This window comes from Acinetobacter sp. ANC 5600 (genome assembly GCF_002018395.1).
In the GTDB taxonomy this organism is placed as follows: domain Bacteria; phylum Pseudomonadota; class Gammaproteobacteria; order Pseudomonadales; family Moraxellaceae; genus Acinetobacter; species Acinetobacter amyesii.
This window is the reverse complement of sequence record NZ_MVKW01000001.1, coordinates 53799-74261: the sequence shown is the minus strand read 5'-3', so window position 1 is coordinate 74261 and position 20463 is coordinate 53799. Positions and strand designations below refer to the sequence as shown.

Genomic DNA, 20463 nt, shown 5'->3' with positions numbered 1-20463 from the left:
TATGAATTAAATGAGTTTCAATTTTATGCTATTTCATAATCCCAAGTTGCCTGCGGAAATTCGTGTAAGTCACTTAAATGCACGTATTAATGAACAACGAAAAAAAATTGCGCAAACCACTGCATCTAAACTTGAGCTGCTGCAACTAAGCCAACAATTATCAAAAGAAGCGCGCGCACGTAAAAAGAATAACCAAAAAATTTATGTGATCGATTTTAATGGTGATACCGCTGCATCGGCGGTGACAAGCCTTCGTGAAGAAATTACCCTAATCTTAGCGACAGCAAAAGCTGGGCGCGACCGCGTAGTTTTACGTTTAGAAAGTCCAGGCGGGATGGTGCATGGCTATGGTCTGGCTGCAGCACAATTGGTACGTTTACGTGATGCTGGATTTAACTTAACCATTTGTGTGGACAAAGTTGCTGCAAGTGGTGGCTATATGATGGCCTGCATTGCAAATGAAATTGTTTCAGCTCCATTTGCAGTTGTGGGATCGATTGGCGTGGTTGCACAAGTGCCAAACTTTAACCGTTTATTGAAAGAAAAACATATCGATTTTGAACTGTATACAGCAGGTCAGTTCAAACGTACCGTCACTATGTTTGGTGAAAATACGGCTGAAGGTAAAGCCAAATTTGAAGAAGAGTTGCAGCAAACGCATAACTTGTTTAAACACTTTGTTGAAAAATACCGTCCTCAGCTTAATGTCGATAAAGTTGCAACAGGTGAGCATTGGTATGGGCAAGATGCCCTTGATCTTAATCTAGTCGATAAGCTCCAAACGTCAGATGAATATCTATTAAGTCTCATGCCACAACATGATGTATATATGATTGAAACCCGAAAAAAGCCAACGCTTGGTGAGAAGTTAGGCTTACAAGCAGCACAAATTGCGGACTCATTGGTGCCTGCAGTCATGTCTAAAGTGATGGAGTCATTGAGCAAAGCCAATTCGAGCCTCGTGCAGTTGCGTGACCCTAAACTCTAAAATTGTTTTTGTTATGATGTATTTAAAGCTCACTTCGGTGAGCTTTTTTTTATGCTAAATGATACTACTTTGAAAATTGCAGCAAGCGCGGCTAATAAACAGCAACCATATTATAAATACTTTGATAATTTTGATTATCCAAACTTGGCTGAATCTAAAATATTAAAATGGATAGAACCATAGAAACTGCTGTTATTGGCGTAGAATTTAAGGTGAAAAATTAAATAAAAATAATTCTGATGAATTTACATCCAGAATGGTTTGTCTGTTCAGCACCAATTTGATAAGGTACTTAACTAATTATTTATTAGATGTTTATTACATAATAACACTGAGGGCGAAATGACAAAAATTGTCGTGATATCAAAGAAAGATCAAACGATTTTAAAAGAAACTCAGGCCACAAAAATACAAATATCTCAACCGTCCGTTATTCAGTTAGAACTCAAGCCAGCCGATATTCAGTCGATCCATCGGGTAGGTAATCAATGTGTGATTACCCTGAAAAATGGTCAAAAAATTGTGATTGATGATTTTTATACAGATGACTTTGGCTCTGATAATTCTTTGCTCGTGCATAGTGGGCCAGAGCAATTTGAATTGGTTGAAATGGATGTTGATGGCAAAACAATTAGCTATCGTTCTGTGAATGAATTTATGCAACCTTTAGCTGCATCGACTCAATTAAATCAGGCGACAACACAAGCTCAAGCTACAGAAGTTGCTAGTGAGGATGATGGTTCACCATCGCTACTTAAGGCGGGATTGGCGATCTTAGGTGCAGAAGCGGTATTTCTTCTAGCATTTGATAAAGACGATGATCAATCCTCTAGTAATGACAAAACAGCCCCAAGTACGCCAACAGGAAGTTTTGATAGTGACGGAAAAGTGGTATCAGGCAAAGCGGAAGCTGGCGCAACGGTTTATTTAGTAGATGCCAAAGGCAATACGATTGGTCAATCTAAAGCAGACGCTGATGGTAACTATAAAATTACTTTAGATGTCGCGATTACAGATGGCAATCGCGTAATTTTGTACGCTAAAGACAAGGCGGGAAATAGTTCTCAATCTACGATTTTAACGGGTAGCAAAGATACGATTGCTCCAGATGCTGCAAATGCACAAGTAGATGAAAGCGGTAAGTTTGTCTCTGGTTTTGCCGAAGCGGGTGCAAAAGTTTATGTTTATGCTGCAGATGGCACAACGCTTTTAGGTGGGCCTGTGACTGCGGCAAGTGATGGCAATTTCTCCATTGCATTAAGTAATACTTTACAATCAGGTGAGACGGCTAAAGTCATTGTAGAAGATAAAGCTGGCAACAAATCTGAAGCGCAGTCGGTTGAGATGGGCAAAGATACGCTTCGACCCGATCAACCTAAAATTGAAGTGAATAAATCCGGAACTGAACTGGTTGGTACGGCTGAAGCCAATAGCACCATTCAAATATTAGATGCAAATTCACAAGTCATCGCCACCACTACGGTAGATACCAAAGGTCAATTTAAACTGACATTGTCCCCAGCACTGTCGGATAGTAATAAGACAACCATTATTGTGGTTGATGCGGCAGGCAATCAATCGATACCGTTAAATGTCACTGCTGGAACGGATAATACGGCACCCGTTGCACCAACAGCAACAATCAATACAGATGGTACAGAAGTGTCGGGAAGCGCTGAAATTGGTGCCAAAATTACCATTAAAAACAGTGCAGGAAATACGCTTGGTACTGCAACTGTAGGCGACGATGGGCGCTATACGGTGAAATTAAGCAGCGCAATAACAGATAATAATGTTGTCCAAGTGACTGCGACAGATGCGGCTGGCAATAGCTCAAAGAGCACGCAAGTCATTGGAACAAAAGATACTATTGCGCCATCCGCGCCGACGTTGACGACTGTGTATGATGATCGCGAGACTACAAAGCTCACCATTAAGCAGGGTGAGAGCACTCAAGATTCGACACCTAGTTTTGAAGGCAAAGGTGAGACCAATGCCACGATTACCATTTATAAAAATGGCGTCGCAGTGGCAACCGTCAAAGCAGATACCAGTGGAAAATGGTTGTATACACCAGAATCTGACTTAGCGGCAGGTAAGTATAGCTATAGTTTTACCCAAACGGATCTAGCTGGAAATACCAGTGCCAAAAGCTCAGCATTTGATTTTACAGTTGAAGCGATGACAGTTGCTAAAGCGAGTTTATTCTTGATCTCAGAAGAACAGGCTTCGGTTGAATTACATGATCAAGCATCGCTGTTAATAGATGATAATAATGTATTTGATGTACTTGCGCAGCACAATGTGTCGAGCTTTAGCCTAGACGAAACTAATGCATTAATTCCTAATGATCAAATTGATTTGAACAGCTTATTGAGCAATCAAGAACCAAACATTGCTCTTGATGAAATATCAGATGATTCATCTTATTTAAATCCGTCTATCAATCCGGTATCGGGTGTCACAGCAGTTTCAAATACAGAGCTTCGAACAGCATGGGGCGCTTTAGATCCGTTAGATCAAACCTTAAATGCGCTACCACTGTATTAATACATCCATTCATGAATATAGCGATAAAAAAGCACTCTAATGAGTGCTTTTTTATTTAGGATTTTTTCAGATTGAAATATAAAAGGCCGCCAGTGATCATCGCACCAAATGTTGCAAGTAGCATATCTTTATGTGCATCCCAAATATCACCTTGTTGCCCATTATAATTTTCAGCTTCTTCTGGTGATAAGCCAATGGCAATCAGCCATTCGATCCATTCATAAAATAAACTGGTCGCCATGACGAATTGTACGACCAATAAAAAGAGTGTTCCGGCTTTTAACTGCGGCAGCCAGATTTGAAATATGCGATAAAAGAACGGGTAGAGCAGCAAACCATAGGCAAGATGTACAAGCCGATCATACATATTCCGAGTCCATCCCATGCTTTGGTCAAGGTTGAAACCGAGGAGAGCTTGTGTCCATTCAGAATAAGGCACATAAGAATATAAATAATGTGCACCAATGACATGAATCAGTAAAAAGCCAAGATACAGACAAACTGTTGCGAAACTCAGTCCTATTTTATAGAGGAAAACGAGCAACACGATCAGCATAAACGCTGTGCCGATTTGATGGAGGATATACGCTTCCATTTCTAAAGGTTGGATACTGGCGATCACAATGGCAAGAGTTAATAATGCAAAAGCTAAGATGTGCTTAAGTTTTAATTTGAAATCAATCATGAAAAGGCAAAGCTCAAAATTTTTATCGGTGTGCAATGGTTATAATTCGCGGCAAGTATAGCCATAATGCGATGAAAGGTGTTAGTTCGACGGCGTTAGAATTTGTGCATTATTTTTTCAAATGTCATCAGCTAGCAACTAGGGATAAGTATTTTCAAAAAGATTGTATTAAACTCAGATGAATATCGATGTTTAAGTATTTGGAAGTAACTATGGCCGTTGTTGAGGCATTTATTGCGACTCAAAATTGTTATTTTAACTATGAGTTTGAAGAACTTAATTTAACAGATGATTTTCCAGAAGAGCTCTCTGTGTCTTTGCGCGGCATGATGTTTCGCCATGAGATTCAATATCCCGATGCCACATATTATGTTTATTATTCAGATATTTTAACAGGCTGTGAATTACAACGGATGAAAGATGATTGGGCGAAATATTGCCCTGCAGAATAAAATTACGTCTAAATTTTCTATCTCCTTGCGGAGCATGCTCTTCATCCCAAAGGGAGTAGGAGTATATAGGTGGAAACAAAAAACGAGGCATGATGCCTCGTTTTTTTTGATCTATCTAAAATTAGATTTTAGAAATAAGATCTTTAATGTTTGCTGCTTGAGTTGATGCATTACCTGTATATGTTGCAGGTGTCATTTCTGCAAGACGTGCACGGTCACCAGCTGGAACAGCTTCTAATTCGTTACCATTTACGAAATCAACCATCATTTCGCGAGTCATTGCTTGACCACGAGTTAGGGCTTTAAGTTTTTCGTAAGGTTTTTCAACTGCATAACGACGCATTACAGTTTGAATTGGTTCAGCAAGAACTTCTTGAGCATGGTCAAGGTCTTCTAGAATACGTTGAGCATTCAACTCAAGTTTGCCAATACCTTTAGAGCAAGCTTCAAATGCAATCAAGCTTTGTGCAAAACCAACCCCCATGTTACGAAGAACAGTAGAGTCAGTTAAGTCACGCTGCCAACGAGATACAGGAAGTTTTTCGCCTAAATGCGCAAGTACTGCATTTGCAATACCCAAGTTACCTTCAGAGTTTTCGAAGTCAATTGGATTAACTTTATGTGGCATTGTTGAAGAACCAACTTCGCCTTCTTTCAAACGTTGTTTGAAGAAACCAAGTGAGATATAGCCCCAAACGTCACGGTTAAAGTCGATCAAAATCGTATTGAAACGACGTAGCGCATCAAAAAGTTCCGCCATGTAGTCATGTGGTTCGATTTGAGTGGTGTACGGGTTAAATTTTAAGCCTAAAGATTCAACAAATGCTTGTGAATGCGCAGGCCAGTTAATTTCAGGGTAAGCAGAGTAGTGCGCGTTGTAGTTACCTACAGCACCGTTAATTTTACCTAGAAGTTCAACTTGTTTGAATTGCTTGATTTGACGCGCTAAACGGTAAGCTACGTTCGCCATTTCTTTACCCAAAGTTGTTGGGCTAGCAGTTTGACCGTGTGTACGAGACAACATTGGTTGTTCAGCGTGTTGTTCAGCCAAAGCAACGATTGAATCGATGATTTGCTGCATTGCTGCAACTAAAACTTCACGGCCATTTTTAAGCATTAAAGCGTGAGACAAGTTGTTGATGTCTTCTGATGTACATGCAAAGTGAATAAATTCGCCTGCATTTTTAAGCTCATCGATATGTGCGATTTGCTCTTTTAAGAAGTACTCAACTGCTTTTACGTCATGGTTAGTTGTACGTTCAATTTCTTTAATGCGGTTTGCATTGTCTTCAGAGAAGTTCGCAACAATTGCATCAAGCGCAGCGTTGGTTTCAGCACTGAACGCAGGAACTTCAGTGATTTCAGGACGGTTTGCAAGCGCTTGTAACCAACGCACTTCAACAGTCACACGAGCATGGATTAAACCAAACTCAGAGAGGAAGGGACGTAGAGCATCACATTTGCTTGCGTAACGTCCATCTAATGGAGAAAGTGCGGTTAAAGCGTTCATAGCGATTCCTTAAATTTTGGAATTAAACGTAAAACAAAAAGCCCGTACTGCATCAGTTAAACCACCTGATACTGTAAACGAGCGAGATCTTGAATATCTTGGAGCAGCTTACGCTTGCTGAAAATCATACCCCATGAGCTACCGCCGAGCTGACGCCACAAGTGAGCCATTTGTAAGCCTGTGAATAATGTCGCGCGAATGCGATTGGTATGTGCTGTATCTTTAAATGCTTCAGCGTTGCCTCGAACCATAATGCGAGGATTGATCGAACCCGCAGTTTCAATATAGGTTTGGGCAAGGTTTGCAATGATACTTGGATGTAAATAATTATTATCGAAAAATGAAAGCTGTCTTAGGATTTTTTGTTGGGATTGTTCAATGATTTCGACAAACTTGGGATTGCTATAGACTTTCTTTTCTAACTGCAATAATGCCATCGCATACGTCATGGGTAGCTTGGTATTGGCAAGTTTAGGAAGTCTAGATTTGGGAGATGTATTGAAGGGTTGAGTAATGCTACTTTCTAAAGTCTTTAAACCCAGCGAAATATCTGCCAAACCACTAAAAAAATCGAGCGTCTGACTAGACTGATTGGATTTAGGACGGATATTCAAACTGGCTTTGATGAGATGTTCAAAATAAAAATTACCGCTTTCACCAATACTTTGCGTACCCGTCAATGCGGTCATATGGGTTAGCTGCGTCGCTTGAAAAACAGCAGCTAACGCCAATGCGCGATTTTGGCGAGTATTCAGAGTTTGAGGCTGTTGAAACGGTAACTCTGTCATCCGAAACAATCCTTATGAAATAAAATCCGGTTTAGGGGCATTGGTATGATGAATCACACCACCACCTAAACAAACTTCACCGGTGTAGAACACCACACTTTGACCCGGTGTAACAGCACGTTGTGGCTCATCGAATTCGACACGCACACCATTTGGCGCTGTAGAGTCTTTAAATAATGTACAGTCTTGGTCAGGCTGACGATAACGAGTTTTCGCTGTGCAGCGGAAACCTGATTCAGGAATCTCATGTTCACCAGCCACCCAATCAATCGCTTCAGACCATAAAATGGTGCTTTGCATGAGTGGATGTTCATGACCTTGACCAACGACTAGGCGATTACCTTCGATATCTTTATGCAGTACAAACCAAGCGCCTTCTTCAGCACCTTTTAGACCACCAAGACCGATGCCACCACGTTGGCCGAGCGTATAGTACATTAAGCCGTGATGTTCACCAACCTCTTTACCTGTGTCTAGGACGATTTTTCCGGGTTGAGCAGGTAAATATTGCTTTAAGAAGTCATTGAATCGACGTTCACCAATAAAGCAGATTCCTGTTGAATCTTTTTTCTTCGCGGTGATTAGACCTAATTCTTCAGCGATTTTACGCACTTGTGGTTTTTCAATTTCACCTACAGGGAATAAAGTCTTGTTAATTTCACGACCATGCACTGCATGTAGGAAATAGGTTTGGTCTTTATTGTTGTCTAGGCCACGCAGTAGAGGTGCATACTCTTCACCACGTGAATTTTTTAGCGTTTCACCACGGCGGCAATAATGGCCTGTCGCAATAAAGTCAGCACCTAGGTTCACAGCATGGTCTAGAAATGCACGGAATTTAATTTCTTTATTGCAGAGAATATCTGGGTTTGGTGTGCGACCTGCGGCATATTCTTCTAAGAAATGCTCAAAGACACGGTCCCAATATTCCATTGCAAAGTTTGCAGTATGAAGTTTGATACCAATTTTGTCACAAACGGCTTGAGCATCGGCAAGATCTTCCATTGCCGTACAGTATTCCGTGCCGTCATCTTCTTCCCAGTTTTTCATGAAAAGACCTTCAACTTGATAACCTTGTTGAAGTAAAAGTGCTGCAGATACAGAAGAATCTACACCACCAGACATACCGACGATGACACGTTGTTGCATAGGATTAAGCATCCAAATTTGAAATTAAGGGAGAATTTTGGTGCTCGTAAATGAGCGATAAAGGAAATTTTTGACCTGAAAGAGCATCTTGTACAGCTTTGATGACTAATGGACTGCGCGCACGGGCAGACTCAATGAGTTCATCAAGCGTCATCCATACTGCACCGACAATACCTGTGTCTAACTGTGCATCGGCATGGTACTGAATGTCCTTAGCTAAGAAACAGAAACGGAAATAAGTACGATCAGGGAACATCGGAGGAGTATAAGTATACATGCCTAGGAGGTTCGTGATTTCTACATCATGACCTGTTTCTTCCATGGTTTCTCGAATGGCGGCTTCAATAATGGTTTCGCCAGCTTCAACATGACCTGCAGGTTGATTAAATACAGTATGGGTCACACCTTCTGTATGTTCTTCAACAAATAGGAATTTTCCGTCTTTTTCAACGACTGTAGCAACAGTGACATGAGCAGTCCAAGCGGTCATAGAAAAGCACCATGGGGTAAAAAACGCTATTCTACAAAATTTAGGGAGCGGTGGCTATGATTGATTTTTTTCTTAATTTCCTTGAGATGCGTTTCAATATTGAAGTAAGAAGAACGTGGAGGAATCTTGTAAGATAAATCCATTGTACATATCTTCACACTGAAAAATATTTTGAGAATTAGATGAAAATACTAAGTTTATTTATATTTGTTATGTTAATGGTTAGTTGTACGGCAAAAAGCGGTGCTGATGAAAATTTGTTGCTTGTAGATGATGCAATTCTCGACGTTAAACAAACGCTGCCAAAGAAAAATAATGCATATACAGTTTGGAAAGATATATACAGAGATGGTGCAACTATTAAATTAATATATCAGATGGATAATTATACATTTCCAAAAGATAAAATATATTTGTTAGAAGAGTATGCAAAATCAGATTCTGTAAAGAATGTTATTTGCAAATCTTTATTGGAAACATTTGGTTGGGATTATTCTGTAGAGTCAATTACATATGATATGAATGATACAGTTTTATTTTCTTTTGTTTATAGTAAGAAAAATTGTTAAATAAAAGTGTATTGTTTAATTATTTAGTTAAATTATATTTTTGTCCAGTACTGACCGAATTGTTATAGATTTAACATTACAGCTTTTTAAAATACTTGCTTTAAAAAGCAGTAATGTTAAATATTAAAATCTTTATTCAATGAAGGGAGTCTTGTTATCACGAGGAAAATCAGGGAATAGCGTGTAAATCATATCAGGATTCTTTTGAAGACCCGCACCATCAATGTATTTCCACTCCTTACTTTCAATTGGACGTACGGCAAGCATGAAGGAAAGATCACCTGTCATTTTTCGACCATTCATAGAAATCGTGACTTGTTTAGGTACGGCACAAAACTCATTTCTACCAATGATATAACTTTGTTTTGGAGGATGAGTGTCAACTTGAGAGACATATATTTTATTTTGTTTAAAGGAGTTTGCAGCAAGTTCTAATATGGCATTATATTTATCTTTACCACCTGCATAATTGATAATAGATGAATCTGTTTTTTCGGTGATTAATGCATAATTACCCTTATTTAAGGCTGTGCCGATATCTTTAATTTCTTTGGCAATGATTTTTTCATAATCATCTTTACACTGCGTTGAATTCGCAAAAGCAGTTGTAGAGGTTAAAATTACGCCTGCAAAAAATATTCTAGTAATTAATAAAGTATAAGGTTTAATCAACATTAAAGAGTTACTCTGTATTTGAATTTGTCTGTCAATGAAGCATTTAGACATAAGCTGGAACTGTTAAAACTAAAAACGAATGCGTATATTATTTATTTTGATCAAGATAATTATTCGACACCTTCACATAATTCTGCGCTGAATAAGGCAAGAACGCTTTTTCTTTATCAGTCAGTGGGCGAACTTTCTTAACGGGACTGCCCACATATAAATAACCACTTTCCAAAACCTTATTTGGTGGAACAAGTGAACCAGCACCAATCATCACATCATCTTCAACAATTACATCATCTAAAATAATCGTACCTATACCGACTAAAACACGATTACCAATGGTACAACCGTGTAATTTCACGTGATGACCAATCGTCACATCTTCACCAATAATCAGTGGAGAACCCTCGGGTTTATCGGCTTTTTTATGACTCACATGCAACATTGAGTGGTCTTGCACATTGGAGTTTTTACCAATACGAATATGGTTTACATCACCACGAATCACAGCAAATGGCCAAACCGAAACATTTTCAGCCAATACAACATCGCCAATCACCACTGACATTTCATCGATATAGCAAGAGTCATCAACGTGTGGAGCTGTGTCTAAATAAGGACGGATGTTTTGGCTCATAGGAAAGTCATCTACAGGTTTTTAGGCAGTATAAAATAAAAAAGCACCTAGACCGAAATCTAGATGCTTTCACTTTAGTCTTAATATCGAGTTTTCATCAAACTTAGAATAAGTTGCTAAAGAATTGTTTGATGTGATCAATCATTTTTGCAAAGAAACCAGCTTCTTCGACATTTTGTAGAGCTACAAGTGGTTTTTCAGCAATGACTTTGCCATTAAGCGTTGCAACGTATTTACCAACCACTTGACCTTGTTTTAAAGGAGCAGTTAATTTTGGTTGAACAACCAATTGAGTTTTAATGGCGTTCGCTTCGCCTTTAGGCATCGTCACGTTAAAGTTTTCAGCTAGACCTACTTGAACTTCATTGTCTTTACCGTACCAAACTTTTGCTTTTGCAAGCACTTGTTTAGCAGGTTGAACTTTTACAGTTTCAAAGTTTGCATAACCCCAAGCTAAAATTTCACGTGTTTGAGATGCACGCTCGTTCATGCTTGGCGCACCAAAAATCACTGAAATTAAACGTAATGGACCACGTTTAGCTGAAGTCGTTAAGCAGTAGCCCGCTTCTTCAGTATGACCAGTTTTTAAACCATCTACACTTGGGTCAGTATAAAGCAGGGCATTACGGTTGCCTTGCTTAATGCCATTGAACGTAAATTCTTTTTCAGAGTAGATCGGATAGTATTTTGAACTGTCATGAATGATATGTTGCGCAAGAGTCGCCATATCTTTGGCAGTCGAGAAATGTCCTTCAGCTGGCATACCTGTCGCATTGATGAATTGAGTATTCACCATGCCAATACGTTTCGCTTCTTGGTTCATCATGTGGGCAAAGGTGCCTTCATTGCCAGCAATATGTTCTGCCATAGCTTTAGAAGCATCGTTACCCGACTGAATGATAATGCCACGTAACATTTCTAATGCAGTTGCAGTACCGTTGAGCGGAACGTACATACATGACTCAGTGCTGCTGCCGCGACACCAAGCCGACTCATTCATACGTACTTTTTCATTTTCAGTTAGTTCACCGCTTAATAACTTTTGTTCAATGATGTAACTGGTCATCATTTTTGTCATTGAAGCAGGAGCTAATTTTTCGTTTTCATTTTTAGAAGCAAGGATTTGCCCTGTCTCATAGTCCATCAGCACATAAGATTTATTATTTAATTCAGGTGGTGCAGAAAGGACAGTTGCCGCGAATGAAAAACTAGGTGCAAGTAGTAATGCGGCAAGGGCGGTTTTTCGGGTCATTCTGGGTGGTTCCAATAACTTAGGTATAAGCACAAAGAGCCTAGCATTTTAGGACAAAGCTAGGCGGACTGCTATGGGGTGCAAGCGCTTATTTTAAAAGTATTGTAACCAATTGGTATTATTTGCTGTAAGCAGTCAATTCTTTGCAAATCGCACCATTTTTCTTATCGCCAGCTTTCTTCGCATCAGACTGCGCTTCTTTTAAAGCTTCTTTAAAACTTTTTTGTTTGCTGAGCTGTTGTAAGGCATTTACAGGGTTCTTTTCATTCGGCATATATTCTTTGGCTAATTTTGCATAACCCGCTTCAAACTTCGGCTGATCTTTGTCATTCACAAGTTTTGGACAGACTTCAGATAGTACATATATAGCTGCAAGTTCTTGACTAGTCACTTGAGGTGTAGGGGTCACTTCAATTTTTTCATCTGCGGCATGTGCAGACATGGTGGTGAAAGCAAAAGCAGAAAGGCTAAGGGCACAAAGAGATTTTACAAAGGAGTTTTTCATTTAAATAACCTGTTAAATAACCTAAAAGATATCAAATAGCTAAAATTTATTTGCTTAGCTTAATCGTATTTCTGGTAGAGATCAGTAGAAAATTGTATTGAAGCTGTTTAGAAATCAATACATTGTGAAAGAAAAAAGGATGAGGCTATAAAGCGTCATCCTTTTTTGGGCAGGTTTGATGCAATAAGGACTAACCTATTGAGAGGGCGTCCAAAGCTGAATGATCAATTAACCTTCATAACTTAAAACGTCATCACAAACTGATTTTTGTTCAGCTTTATCAGTTTCTTTAGCAGCTTGACGTGCTTCTTCAAGAACTGATTTATATTCGCTGTCAGACTGTAGTTTTTCTAAAGTCATTGATTTGTCAGAATAATCAGCAAGATATGTTTTAGTGAGTGCTTGAATGTTGGCATCAAATTTTGCATTTTGACCAATAATCGCAGGGCATACTTCTAACATGACTTGTGCAGATGCAATATCTTCTTTTACGATGGTATTGGCTTCTTCTTGAGTGAAGTCATTGTCTGCGACCACAGTTTGAGTCATGCAAGCTGCTAGAGCAAAGCCCAATAAACCACGAAGTGCTACGGTTTTATTCATTTTGTACACACACATTTATGCTGGATGTTGAAATGTAAATATATATAATTATTCATATATTTCAATAAAATGTTCTTGCGAGTCATTTTTAATTTTTAGTAATGGAAATTTAGTTGTGAATATTTTAATTGCCAATGATGATGGCGTTTTTGCTCCCGGTATCCAAGCTTTAGCACATGCATTGCGTCCTCTCGGTCGTGTGGTGATTGTGGCGCCTGAAAGCGAACGCAGCGGTTTTTCAAGTGCTTTAACTTTAGATCGACCATTACGACCTGTCGAAATTGCACCAAATATGTGGGCAGTAAATGGTACACCTGCGGACTGTGTGTATTTATCAATGAATGGTCTGTTTGATTTTGAATTTGATCTGGTGGTGAGTGGAATCAATAGTGGCGCAAATCTGGGTGATGATGTGCTGTATTCAGGGACAGTGGGTGCGGCATTTGAAGGCCGTTTAATGAAACAACCTGCGCTAGCCGTCTCTTTGGCTGGGCCAAATGTGCGTAGTTATAATAACCCAGAAGATTATGCAGTCGCCGCGCAATGGGTGCATGACTTTATTGCCAATGGTTTACCCGCGCTACCTGCACGACATATTTTTAATATTAATATTCCAGATGTTGCTGAACTTCGAGGAACCAAAGTGACCTATCAAGGAAGACGTTTACAGTCCAAACCGATTACCAGTCATGTAGACCCGCGTGGTCGTCAAGTCTATTGGATTGGATTGGCAGGCGAGGCAGTGGCAGAGCCTAAGAAAGGCTTAACCGATATCGAGTCAGATTTCTTTGCCGTGGCAAATGGTTATGTCAGTGTAACGCCTATACAAATGGATGCTACAAATTATGAGATTTTGAATAACTTACACGCAGAGTTATCTAAAATTTAAGTATTAGTGTTATAACTTTGTGAAAATGGTTATGCCGCAACTTTTTTAGAGTAGATTTTTGCTAATCTTAGCCCATTCATAATGACTATATTTGAATTATTAGTGAGGAAGATGATGTCCCTGGTGTCACAATATCGCGTTATTACCGCTCCTGCAGCATTATTTAAGACCCTTGTTTTATCTGCTGCTGTGGTTACAACTTTGGTCATGACTGGCTGTGCGTCAAAACCACAAATTAATAATGCGACCCGTTATGCGACTGCTCCGGATTATTATACAGTTCGTTCGGGAGATACTTTAAGTGGCATTGCAGCTCGCTATGGCTTGAGCTATGTCAGCATCGCAGAAATGAACGATATTGCCCAGCCTTATCGCATCTATGTTGGACAATCCATTCGCCTTAAAAATAGTGGCTCTCGTCGTACGACGTCTACACAAGCCATGACTCAAGCGGCACCAATTCAACGCCAAACGATTGCAATGCCAACGCAAACAGCGCCCGTGACTCAAGCTTCAACCACTCCATCGACAGTGACGCGAACTACAGTTCCAACGCCAGTGGTCAGTTCTTCAAGTTTACGTTGGGTGAGTCCAGTATCGCGTCCTACGGTATTACAAGGCTATAACTTAGCATCGAATGTGAAAGGAACACGTTACGCAGGTAATACAGGTGATCCTATTTTTGCAGCAGCTGATGGTCAAGTGGTCTATGCCGCCGATGGTCTTAAAGAGTACGGCAATTTAATTTTGGTGAAGCATATTAATGGCTATATCACTGCATATGCACATAACAGTAAAATGAATGTCAAAAGTGGCGATACTGTGAAAGCAGGGCAGCAAATTGGTGAGATGGGTTCATCGGGTACCAACCGCACGATGCTTGAGTTCCAAGTGCGTTTAGATGGTAAACCAATCAATCCAACTTCAGTTTTACCAAATAATTAAATATATAATGCAAAAGCAAAATATCCCCGTATAATACAATGAGTTGCTTTTATCGAAAGATGAAGCTTCTCATAAGTTTATGAGGGAAATTTATGTTAGATCAACTTCGAGCAATGGGTGTCTTTGCTTGCGTTGTGGAAAAAAATTCGTTTAGCGGTGCTGCTCGTGAGTTAGGTATTACCACGAGTGCCGTGAGTCAGCAAATCCGCTCACTAGAGCAGGATATGGAAGTCATTCTTTTACATCGTTCAACACGTAAGTTAAGTTTGACAGAAGCTGGACAAGCTTTTTTTCATAGTTGCCAAGAGATGCTATCTGCCGCAGAGCGCGGCAAAATTCGTATCAATGAACTTCGTGACGACTTAGTCGGTGAATTACGTATTGCATCAACACCAGAACTTTGTGCGAATCATGTGATTCCTGCATTGTCACATTGGATGTCGGCACATCGTGGTTTATCGGTTCATCTAGAAGCAGATAATCAATATATCGACTTAATTGATGGACGCATTGATATTGCGCTACGAATGAGTTCAAAAATTGATGATCAACAGTTTCATGTGGTGCCATTGGCACATGTTGAACAAGTTCTCGTTGCAGCACCAAGCTATATCAACCAAACCAGTTTAATTACACGACCAGAAGATTTACAAAATCATGATATGGTTCAAATAAATTTGGTTAAAAACTTTCAGCATTTTGCATTTGAAAATGCAGTGACGAAAGAGCAGGTTGCATTGGATGTGCACTCCCGATTTACAACAAATAATGTATTTGCTGCAAAAGCAATGTGCCAACAAGGACATGGCATTGCAAGAATATTATATCTAGATACGCAAAAAGACTTATTAAACGGTTCTCTTGTTGAAGTTTTACCAGAATGGCGCTTACCATCATTCACTCTATATGCTGTGATGTCTAAACGTGATCAACAGCCTACCAAGATTCATCGTTGCCTAGATGCATTAAAATTGTATTTCAGTCAATTACCAGGCGGACGTGTATACCAAGAAGCCTCATAAAAACAATAAAGCTTGAAAAAGTTATAAAAAAAAGCCGCAATTAGCGGCTTTTTTTTTCGGCATAAATTAGGCTAGAAAGTTTTTCACCATTTTAACAATGCGTTCAATTAAGATATCCGCTTGTTCTTTATTGATGTTTAGCGTAGGTAATAAACGAATCACAGAGCCTGCTGTTACGTTAATAATCAACTGATGCTCATCACGTGCAATATTCACAAGTTCACCACATGCTTTTGGTAATTCAATGCCGACCATTAAACCAAAACCACGAACAGTCACGTTTTGCTCTGCAAGTTGCTCTGTGAATTGCTCAACAAGATACGCACCCATATTTGCAGCATTTTCAACAAGGTTTTCCTTTTGAATGGTATCAATCACGGTATAAACCACACGTGAACCTAATGCTGTACCGCTATAAGTTGAACCGTGGTTACCCGCTGTTAAAACGCCAACACCACGACCTTGAGTCATGACTGCGCCAATAGGGAAACCATTACCTAGACCTTTAGCTGTAGTTAGCACATCAGGAACAATATTGGTGTGTTGATACGCAAAGTATTTACCAGTACGGCCGTTACCTGTTTGCACTTCATCAAGCATCATTAACCAGTTGTGTTGGTTACAGATACGACGAATATCTTCTAAATAGCTAAAACCTTGAGGTGCAGTATTTACACCACCTTCACCTTGGATCGGCTCAACCAAAATCGCTACGATGTCAGGGTGGTGAATTGCAGCTTCTTCAATTGCTTCGATATCACCAAAAGGTACACGAATAAAACCTTCAACCAATGGGCCAAAGCCTTCTTGAACTTTTTTGTTACCTGTTGCAGATAATGTCGCCATGGTACGACCATGGAATGAATGATCAGCAACAATAATTTTAGGGCTTGCAACACCTTGCATATGACCAAATTTACGTGCAATTTTGATTGCACCTTCATTTGATTCTGCACCACTATTTGAGAAGAAAACTTCTTCCATACCCGCAACTTCAGCTAATTTTTGCGCAGCAGCCGTTTGCCAAGGCACTTCAAATAAGTTACTGGTATGAATGAGGGTCGCTGCCTGTTCAGCAATTGCAGCTGTAATTGCAGGATGTGAGTGACCTAAACCACAAACAGCGATCCCTGTCAGTGCGTCTAAGTATTCTGTGCCATCTGCGGTATACAGGTGAGCACCTTGACCTCGGACAAAGCTGATCGGTTGGCGGCCAAATACTGGCATCAAGTGCGATGGTTGATCAGTTTGTACTGGGGCAAGGGTAATGTTATTCATGACTAACTCTAATTTGTCAGGTGATTGAAATAATATAGAGGAGACGCCATATATATATGAGCATCAAGAGATCTATATAAGCAAAATATGACTCACTTGAAAAGCTGAAATGTAAATAAAACGTGAAATATTGCTTTAGTCATATTGTTTTACTCAGTTTTGGGTATAATGCGAAGCAGATTTATTGAGGATATATCAATGACTGAACAAGCACGCGATACAGAAGCGTTAATTCGTGACCAAATTGCTAAACACGCAGTTCTACTTTACATGAAAGGCACTCCACAGTTTCCACAGTGTGGTTTCTCTGCGCGTGCAGTAGAAGCGCTCAGTCAAATTGGTCGTCCGTTTGCTTATGTAAATATTCTTGAAAATCAAGATATTCGCGCAACTCTTCCACAAATTGCAAACTGGCCGACTTTCCCACAATTATGGATCAATGGTGAGTTGATCGGTGGTAGCGACATTATGCTTGATATGTTCCAAAAAGGTGAATTACAACCTTTAGTTGAACAATATAGCCCAGCTCCTGAAGCTTAATTGGATGTGTATTTGATGATTTTGATCATTGGATACAGATAAAAAATAGCGCCTTTAAGGCGCTTTTTTTATGACTTAATTATCTAAAAAGTCTGGGGTTATGCGTTTTTCCACCATTTCAAAGGCATTTAAAGTGCAATGAATGGTGGAAAAATCAACAAATGAATAAACTCATCGAAGATTTATGACGGATTGTCTTCAGTCGGACTTTCTTCAACACGTTGCTCGTTTTCAGCAGTCCCATTTTTAGCAGTACTGTCTTGAGCTTCAGACTTCTTTGCCTTTTTATCTTTGTCCTTTTTTGACTTCTTCTTTTTTTTCTTTTTCTTTGGCTCTTCTTCCTCAAATTCAGCACCATCTTCAATCGCTTGCCAGTATTCAAGTTGCTCCATGACAGCAGCATAGATTGAGCCTTTGCTATAACGACCTTTTTTATCAAGAGTACCTACTGGGCGCGCCATCAAAATTTCTAAAGCTTGGTCAATGGTATCAATGGCATGAATATGGAATTGACCTTGTTGCACAGCTTCAATCACATCTTTACGTAACATTAAGTGCTGCATATTTTGGCGTGGAATAATCACACCTTGCTTGCCTGTTAGCCCTTGTAATTTACATGCATCATAGAAGCCTTCAATCTTGGCATTTACACCACCAATCGGTTGAACTTGACCCAATTGGTTCATTGAGCCAGTGATTGCCCATGATTGATCGATCGGTAATTGGCTAATAGCGGAAATCAGTGCTGAAAGCTCTGCAACAGTTGCGCTGTCGCCATCTACTTGGCCATAGCTTTGCTCAAAGGCAAGGGCAGCAGAAAAATGTAAAATTTGTTCACGACCAAAGTGTGCCTTTAAGAAACTCGACATCAGCAGGACGCCTTTGGCATGTAAAGAACCACCGAGTTCTACACTACGCTCGATATCTAAAATATCGCCACCGCCTTGATAAACCGAAGCCGTTAAACGTGACGGTAAACCAAATTCAACATCAGCATATTGAATCACAGAGAGGGCGTTAATCTGCCCGAATCGATGACCTTTGGTTTCGATTAACTGTGTACCGCGAGTAAGATCTTGCCAATATAATTCACGTAAGTAGCCTAGACGGTATTTACGATGATCAAGAGCGGTGTTGATATGTGTTTCTGTCACCATTTTATCGCCAGCAAGTGCTGCATGATGATGTGCTTCACGAATCAAATCACCTAAGGTGAGGGCATGTAATGACAAAGAGCTTTGATCTTCAGCTTGACGACTTGAATCAGTTAACAGTGCTGCGAGAGCCGTACGGTCAAACGGCAGAAGTTTATCTGTTTGCACATAGTCAGCAATCAGCTGCATATATGCCTGCTCATTAATGTCATTACGTTGTAATGTATCGGTAAAATCGGCACGAATTTTAAAGACACTGCCCAGCTCAGGTTCGAGTTCTAAAATATCGTAATAAATATCAGGTTCAGCAAGCAGGATCACTTTGATATTTAAATCAATAGCTTCAGGCTCAATCGAAATACTGCCTGTCAATGTAAGTATATGTTCAAGTGAAGACAGCTTTAAATGTCCTGACTTTAATGCACGTTTTAGACCTTGCCATGCATAAGGCTGCTCTAAAAGTTGTTCTGCTTCCAAGATGAGGAATCCACCATTGGCCTTATGCAATGCACCAGGACGGATTAACGTAAAGTCTGTGGTGATGGTGCCATTTTGGGTCAGTTGTTCGACATGACCTAGCAAATTGTAATGGGTTGGGAAATCTTCAAAAATAACTGGCGCACCAGCATTTGGTTTGTGTGTGGCGATAATGTTAGCTTGGTAGCGAGATGGCACGCGGTTAAATAGGCCAGGTGTAAAGTCATCTTCTTCTTGCTCAAGCACAAACTCAACATTTTGAATGATGTCATCTGCATATTGCTTCAGATAATCTTCCAAGCCTTCAACCATGCTGAATTTATTTTGAATTACATCAATACGCGGCATGACGACTTGTTTAGCAATTTCACGGTTTAAAACCTGAACTTTATCGCGTGCGTCATCTTCAAGATCACCAAGATGTAGACCAAGGCGTTCAAGTTTTTTATCCATATAACGGACGTTTGACGCAATTTCAGCTCGTTGTTTACTGCTTAGTGCATTGATGTCTTCTTTGGACATTTCTTGGTATTTGTTATCGACCAAATGCACGGGAACGAAACAATGATCATCATCCTGAGAAATCAGTTTAAGATCGAGCTCTTCACCTTCTCGGGTTAATTCAACTAAAGCAAGATGTTGTTCATCACCAGCATGTTGGCGAATCATTTCAATGCGATTGTGATAGGTTTCTGCGGTGAAGCGACGTTCAAGCTGTTTTAATATAGTTTGCCAACTTTGATGTAATAACGCTTGGAATTTTGTCGCTTGACCAGAAGGAAGTTTTAGCGCAATCGGTTCACGCGGAAACTTAAAATTATTGACATAGACCCAGTCTGAAGGCGTTGGCATATTTTTAGCGTGTTGTTGTAATAAGCGCTTAATCATGGTGCGCTTACCTAAGCCTGCGGTACCTACAGCAAAAATGTTATAGCCTGAATAGGGTAATGCAATGCCAGCCTCGACCGAAGCTCGGGCACGATCTTGTCCTAAAAAGTCATTAAGTGGTTTGATCCGCTTGGTAGACGTTGGTATTTTTTTTAGCTCAGGTGTATGCGTCAGCTGAAGTGGCTGCAACTGGGTTTTAGTTAAAGTATTCTGTATTTCGGGTTGATCAAAAGCGCTCTTTAGTGTCGTTACTGTTTCTGCTAAGTTTTTTGTGTTGGCTTCATTAATGGTAGTTGATAAAGAAGAGTGAATTTGTTCAAGTCGCTGGGTCACTGTTGAATCCAAAAAACTAAAGAATAGAGATATGTAATTAAGGTATACAGGTTTAATGCCAAAGATCAAGCAACAGCATGCGAAATATCG

The 20463-nt window shown here is 39.8% G+C and carries 20 protein-coding genes; 8 read left to right on the top strand and 12 right to left on the bottom strand.

The features are described from left to right. Window positions 1-25 precede the first annotated feature (25 nt). Window positions 26-988 carry a protease SohB gene (sohB, locus tag B1201_RS00335; RefSeq protein WP_078192382.1) on the top strand — a complete coding sequence of 321 codons (963 nt, stop codon included), beginning with the start codon at window positions 26-28 and terminating at the stop codon, window positions 986-988. A gap of 342 nt (window positions 989-1330) precedes the next feature. Continuing rightward, entirely contained in the window at window positions 1331-3538 is a 2208-nt protein-coding gene (locus tag B1201_RS00330) for an Ig-like domain-containing protein (protein ID WP_078191848.1), read from the top strand. Window positions 3539-3593: 55 nt separating this feature from the next. On the opposite strand, the gene B1201_RS00325 is transcribed toward B1201_RS00330, so the two are convergent. After that, window positions 3594-4223 (bottom strand): DUF2238 domain-containing protein, encoded by a 630-nt coding sequence (locus B1201_RS00325; RefSeq protein WP_078191847.1) that lies wholly within the window; start codon window positions 4221-4223, stop codon window positions 3594-3596. Window positions 4224-4435: 212 nt separating this feature from the next. Between B1201_RS00325 and B1201_RS00320 the strand changes: the two genes are divergently transcribed. Beyond that, entirely contained in the window at window positions 4436-4675 is a 240-nt protein-coding gene (locus B1201_RS00320) for a hypothetical protein (RefSeq protein ID WP_078191846.1), read from the top strand. Between the two features lie 121 nt (window positions 4676-4796). Here the strand turns inward: B1201_RS00320 and purB are convergent, their stop codons facing one another. From purB to B1201_RS00300, 4 genes are read right to left on the bottom strand one after another with little or no spacing between them, the layout of a single operon-like run. Beyond that, window positions 4797-6185 (bottom strand): adenylosuccinate lyase, encoded by a 1389-nt coding sequence (purB, locus tag B1201_RS00315; RefSeq protein WP_078191845.1) that lies wholly within the window; start codon window positions 6183-6185, stop codon window positions 4797-4799. Window positions 6186-6241: 56 nt separating this feature from the next. Continuing rightward, window positions 6242-6973, bottom strand: coding sequence for a high frequency lysogenization protein HflD (gene hflD / locus B1201_RS00310; protein ID WP_078191844.1), 732 nt, complete (start codon window positions 6971-6973; stop codon window positions 6242-6244). A 12-nt stretch (window positions 6974-6985) separates the two neighbouring features. Next, on the bottom strand, window positions 6986-8122 hold the full coding sequence (gene mnmA / locus B1201_RS00305) for a tRNA 2-thiouridine(34) synthase MnmA (RefSeq protein WP_078191843.1): 1137 nt from the start codon (window positions 8120-8122) through the stop codon (window positions 6986-6988). Window positions 8123-8126: 4 nt separating this feature from the next. Then, complete coding sequence (locus B1201_RS00300; protein ID WP_078191842.1) at window positions 8127-8612, bottom strand: NUDIX hydrolase; 486 nt, start codon at window positions 8610-8612, stop codon at window positions 8127-8129. Window positions 8613-8794: 182 nt separating this feature from the next. Between B1201_RS00300 and B1201_RS00295 the strand changes: the two genes are divergently transcribed. Further along, window positions 8795-9181 (top strand): hypothetical protein, encoded by a 387-nt coding sequence (locus B1201_RS00295; protein WP_078191841.1) that lies wholly within the window; start codon window positions 8795-8797, stop codon window positions 9179-9181. Window positions 9182-9313: 132 nt separating this feature from the next. On the opposite strand, the gene B1201_RS00290 is transcribed toward B1201_RS00295, so the two are convergent. The 5 genes from B1201_RS00290 to B1201_RS00270 form a co-directional block, all read right to left on the bottom strand. Further along, entirely contained in the window at window positions 9314-9856 is a 543-nt protein-coding gene (locus B1201_RS00290) for a hypothetical protein (protein ID WP_078191840.1), read from the bottom strand. Between the two features lie 88 nt (window positions 9857-9944). Further along, entirely contained in the window at window positions 9945-10487 is a 543-nt protein-coding gene (locus tag B1201_RS00285; RefSeq protein ID WP_078191839.1) for a gamma carbonic anhydrase family protein, read from the bottom strand. Between the two features lie 103 nt (window positions 10488-10590). After that, window positions 10591-11739, bottom strand: a complete 1149-nt coding sequence (dacC, locus tag B1201_RS00280) for a D-alanyl-D-alanine carboxypeptidase PBP5/6 (protein WP_078191838.1) — start codon at window positions 11737-11739, stop codon at window positions 10591-10593. A gap of 118 nt (window positions 11740-11857) precedes the next feature. Then, complete coding sequence (locus tag B1201_RS00275) at window positions 11858-12244, bottom strand: MCR_0457 family protein (protein WP_078190175.1); 387 nt, start codon at window positions 12242-12244, stop codon at window positions 11858-11860. Between the two features lie 228 nt (window positions 12245-12472). Beyond that, on the bottom strand, window positions 12473-12847 hold the full coding sequence (locus B1201_RS00270; RefSeq protein WP_078190174.1) for an MCR_0457 family protein: 375 nt from the start codon (window positions 12845-12847) through the stop codon (window positions 12473-12475). Between the two features lie 115 nt (window positions 12848-12962). Between B1201_RS00270 and surE the strand changes: the two genes are divergently transcribed. From surE to B1201_RS00255, 3 genes are all read left to right on the top strand, one after another. Further along, window positions 12963-13736, top strand: coding sequence for a 5'/3'-nucleotidase SurE (gene surE, locus B1201_RS00265; protein ID WP_078191837.1), 774 nt, complete (start codon window positions 12963-12965; stop codon window positions 13734-13736). Window positions 13737-13850: 114 nt separating this feature from the next. Then, window positions 13851-14681, top strand: a complete 831-nt coding sequence (locus tag B1201_RS00260) for a peptidoglycan DD-metalloendopeptidase family protein (RefSeq protein WP_078191836.1) — start codon at window positions 13851-13853, stop codon at window positions 14679-14681. 92 nt (window positions 14682-14773) lie between these two features. Further along, window positions 14774-15703 (top strand): LysR family transcriptional regulator, encoded by a 930-nt coding sequence (locus B1201_RS00255; protein ID WP_078190171.1) that lies wholly within the window; start codon window positions 14774-14776, stop codon window positions 15701-15703. Window positions 15704-15769: 66 nt separating this feature from the next. Here the strand turns inward: B1201_RS00255 and B1201_RS00250 are convergent, their stop codons facing one another. After that, complete coding sequence (locus B1201_RS00250) at window positions 15770-16981, bottom strand: aspartate aminotransferase family protein (RefSeq protein WP_078191835.1); 1212 nt, start codon at window positions 16979-16981, stop codon at window positions 15770-15772. 198 nt (window positions 16982-17179) lie between these two features. On the opposite strand from B1201_RS00250, the gene grxD reads away from it, so the two are divergent. Further along, on the top strand, window positions 17180-17521 hold the full coding sequence (gene grxD, locus B1201_RS00245) for a Grx4 family monothiol glutaredoxin (protein WP_067762767.1): 342 nt from the start codon (window positions 17180-17182) through the stop codon (window positions 17519-17521). 182 nt (window positions 17522-17703) lie between these two features. On the opposite strand, the gene B1201_RS00240 is transcribed toward grxD, so the two are convergent. After that, on the bottom strand, window positions 17704-20373 hold the full coding sequence (locus B1201_RS00240; RefSeq protein ID WP_078192381.1) for a Lon protease family protein: 2670 nt from the start codon (window positions 20371-20373) through the stop codon (window positions 17704-17706). Between the last annotated feature and the right edge of the window lie 90 nt (window positions 20374-20463).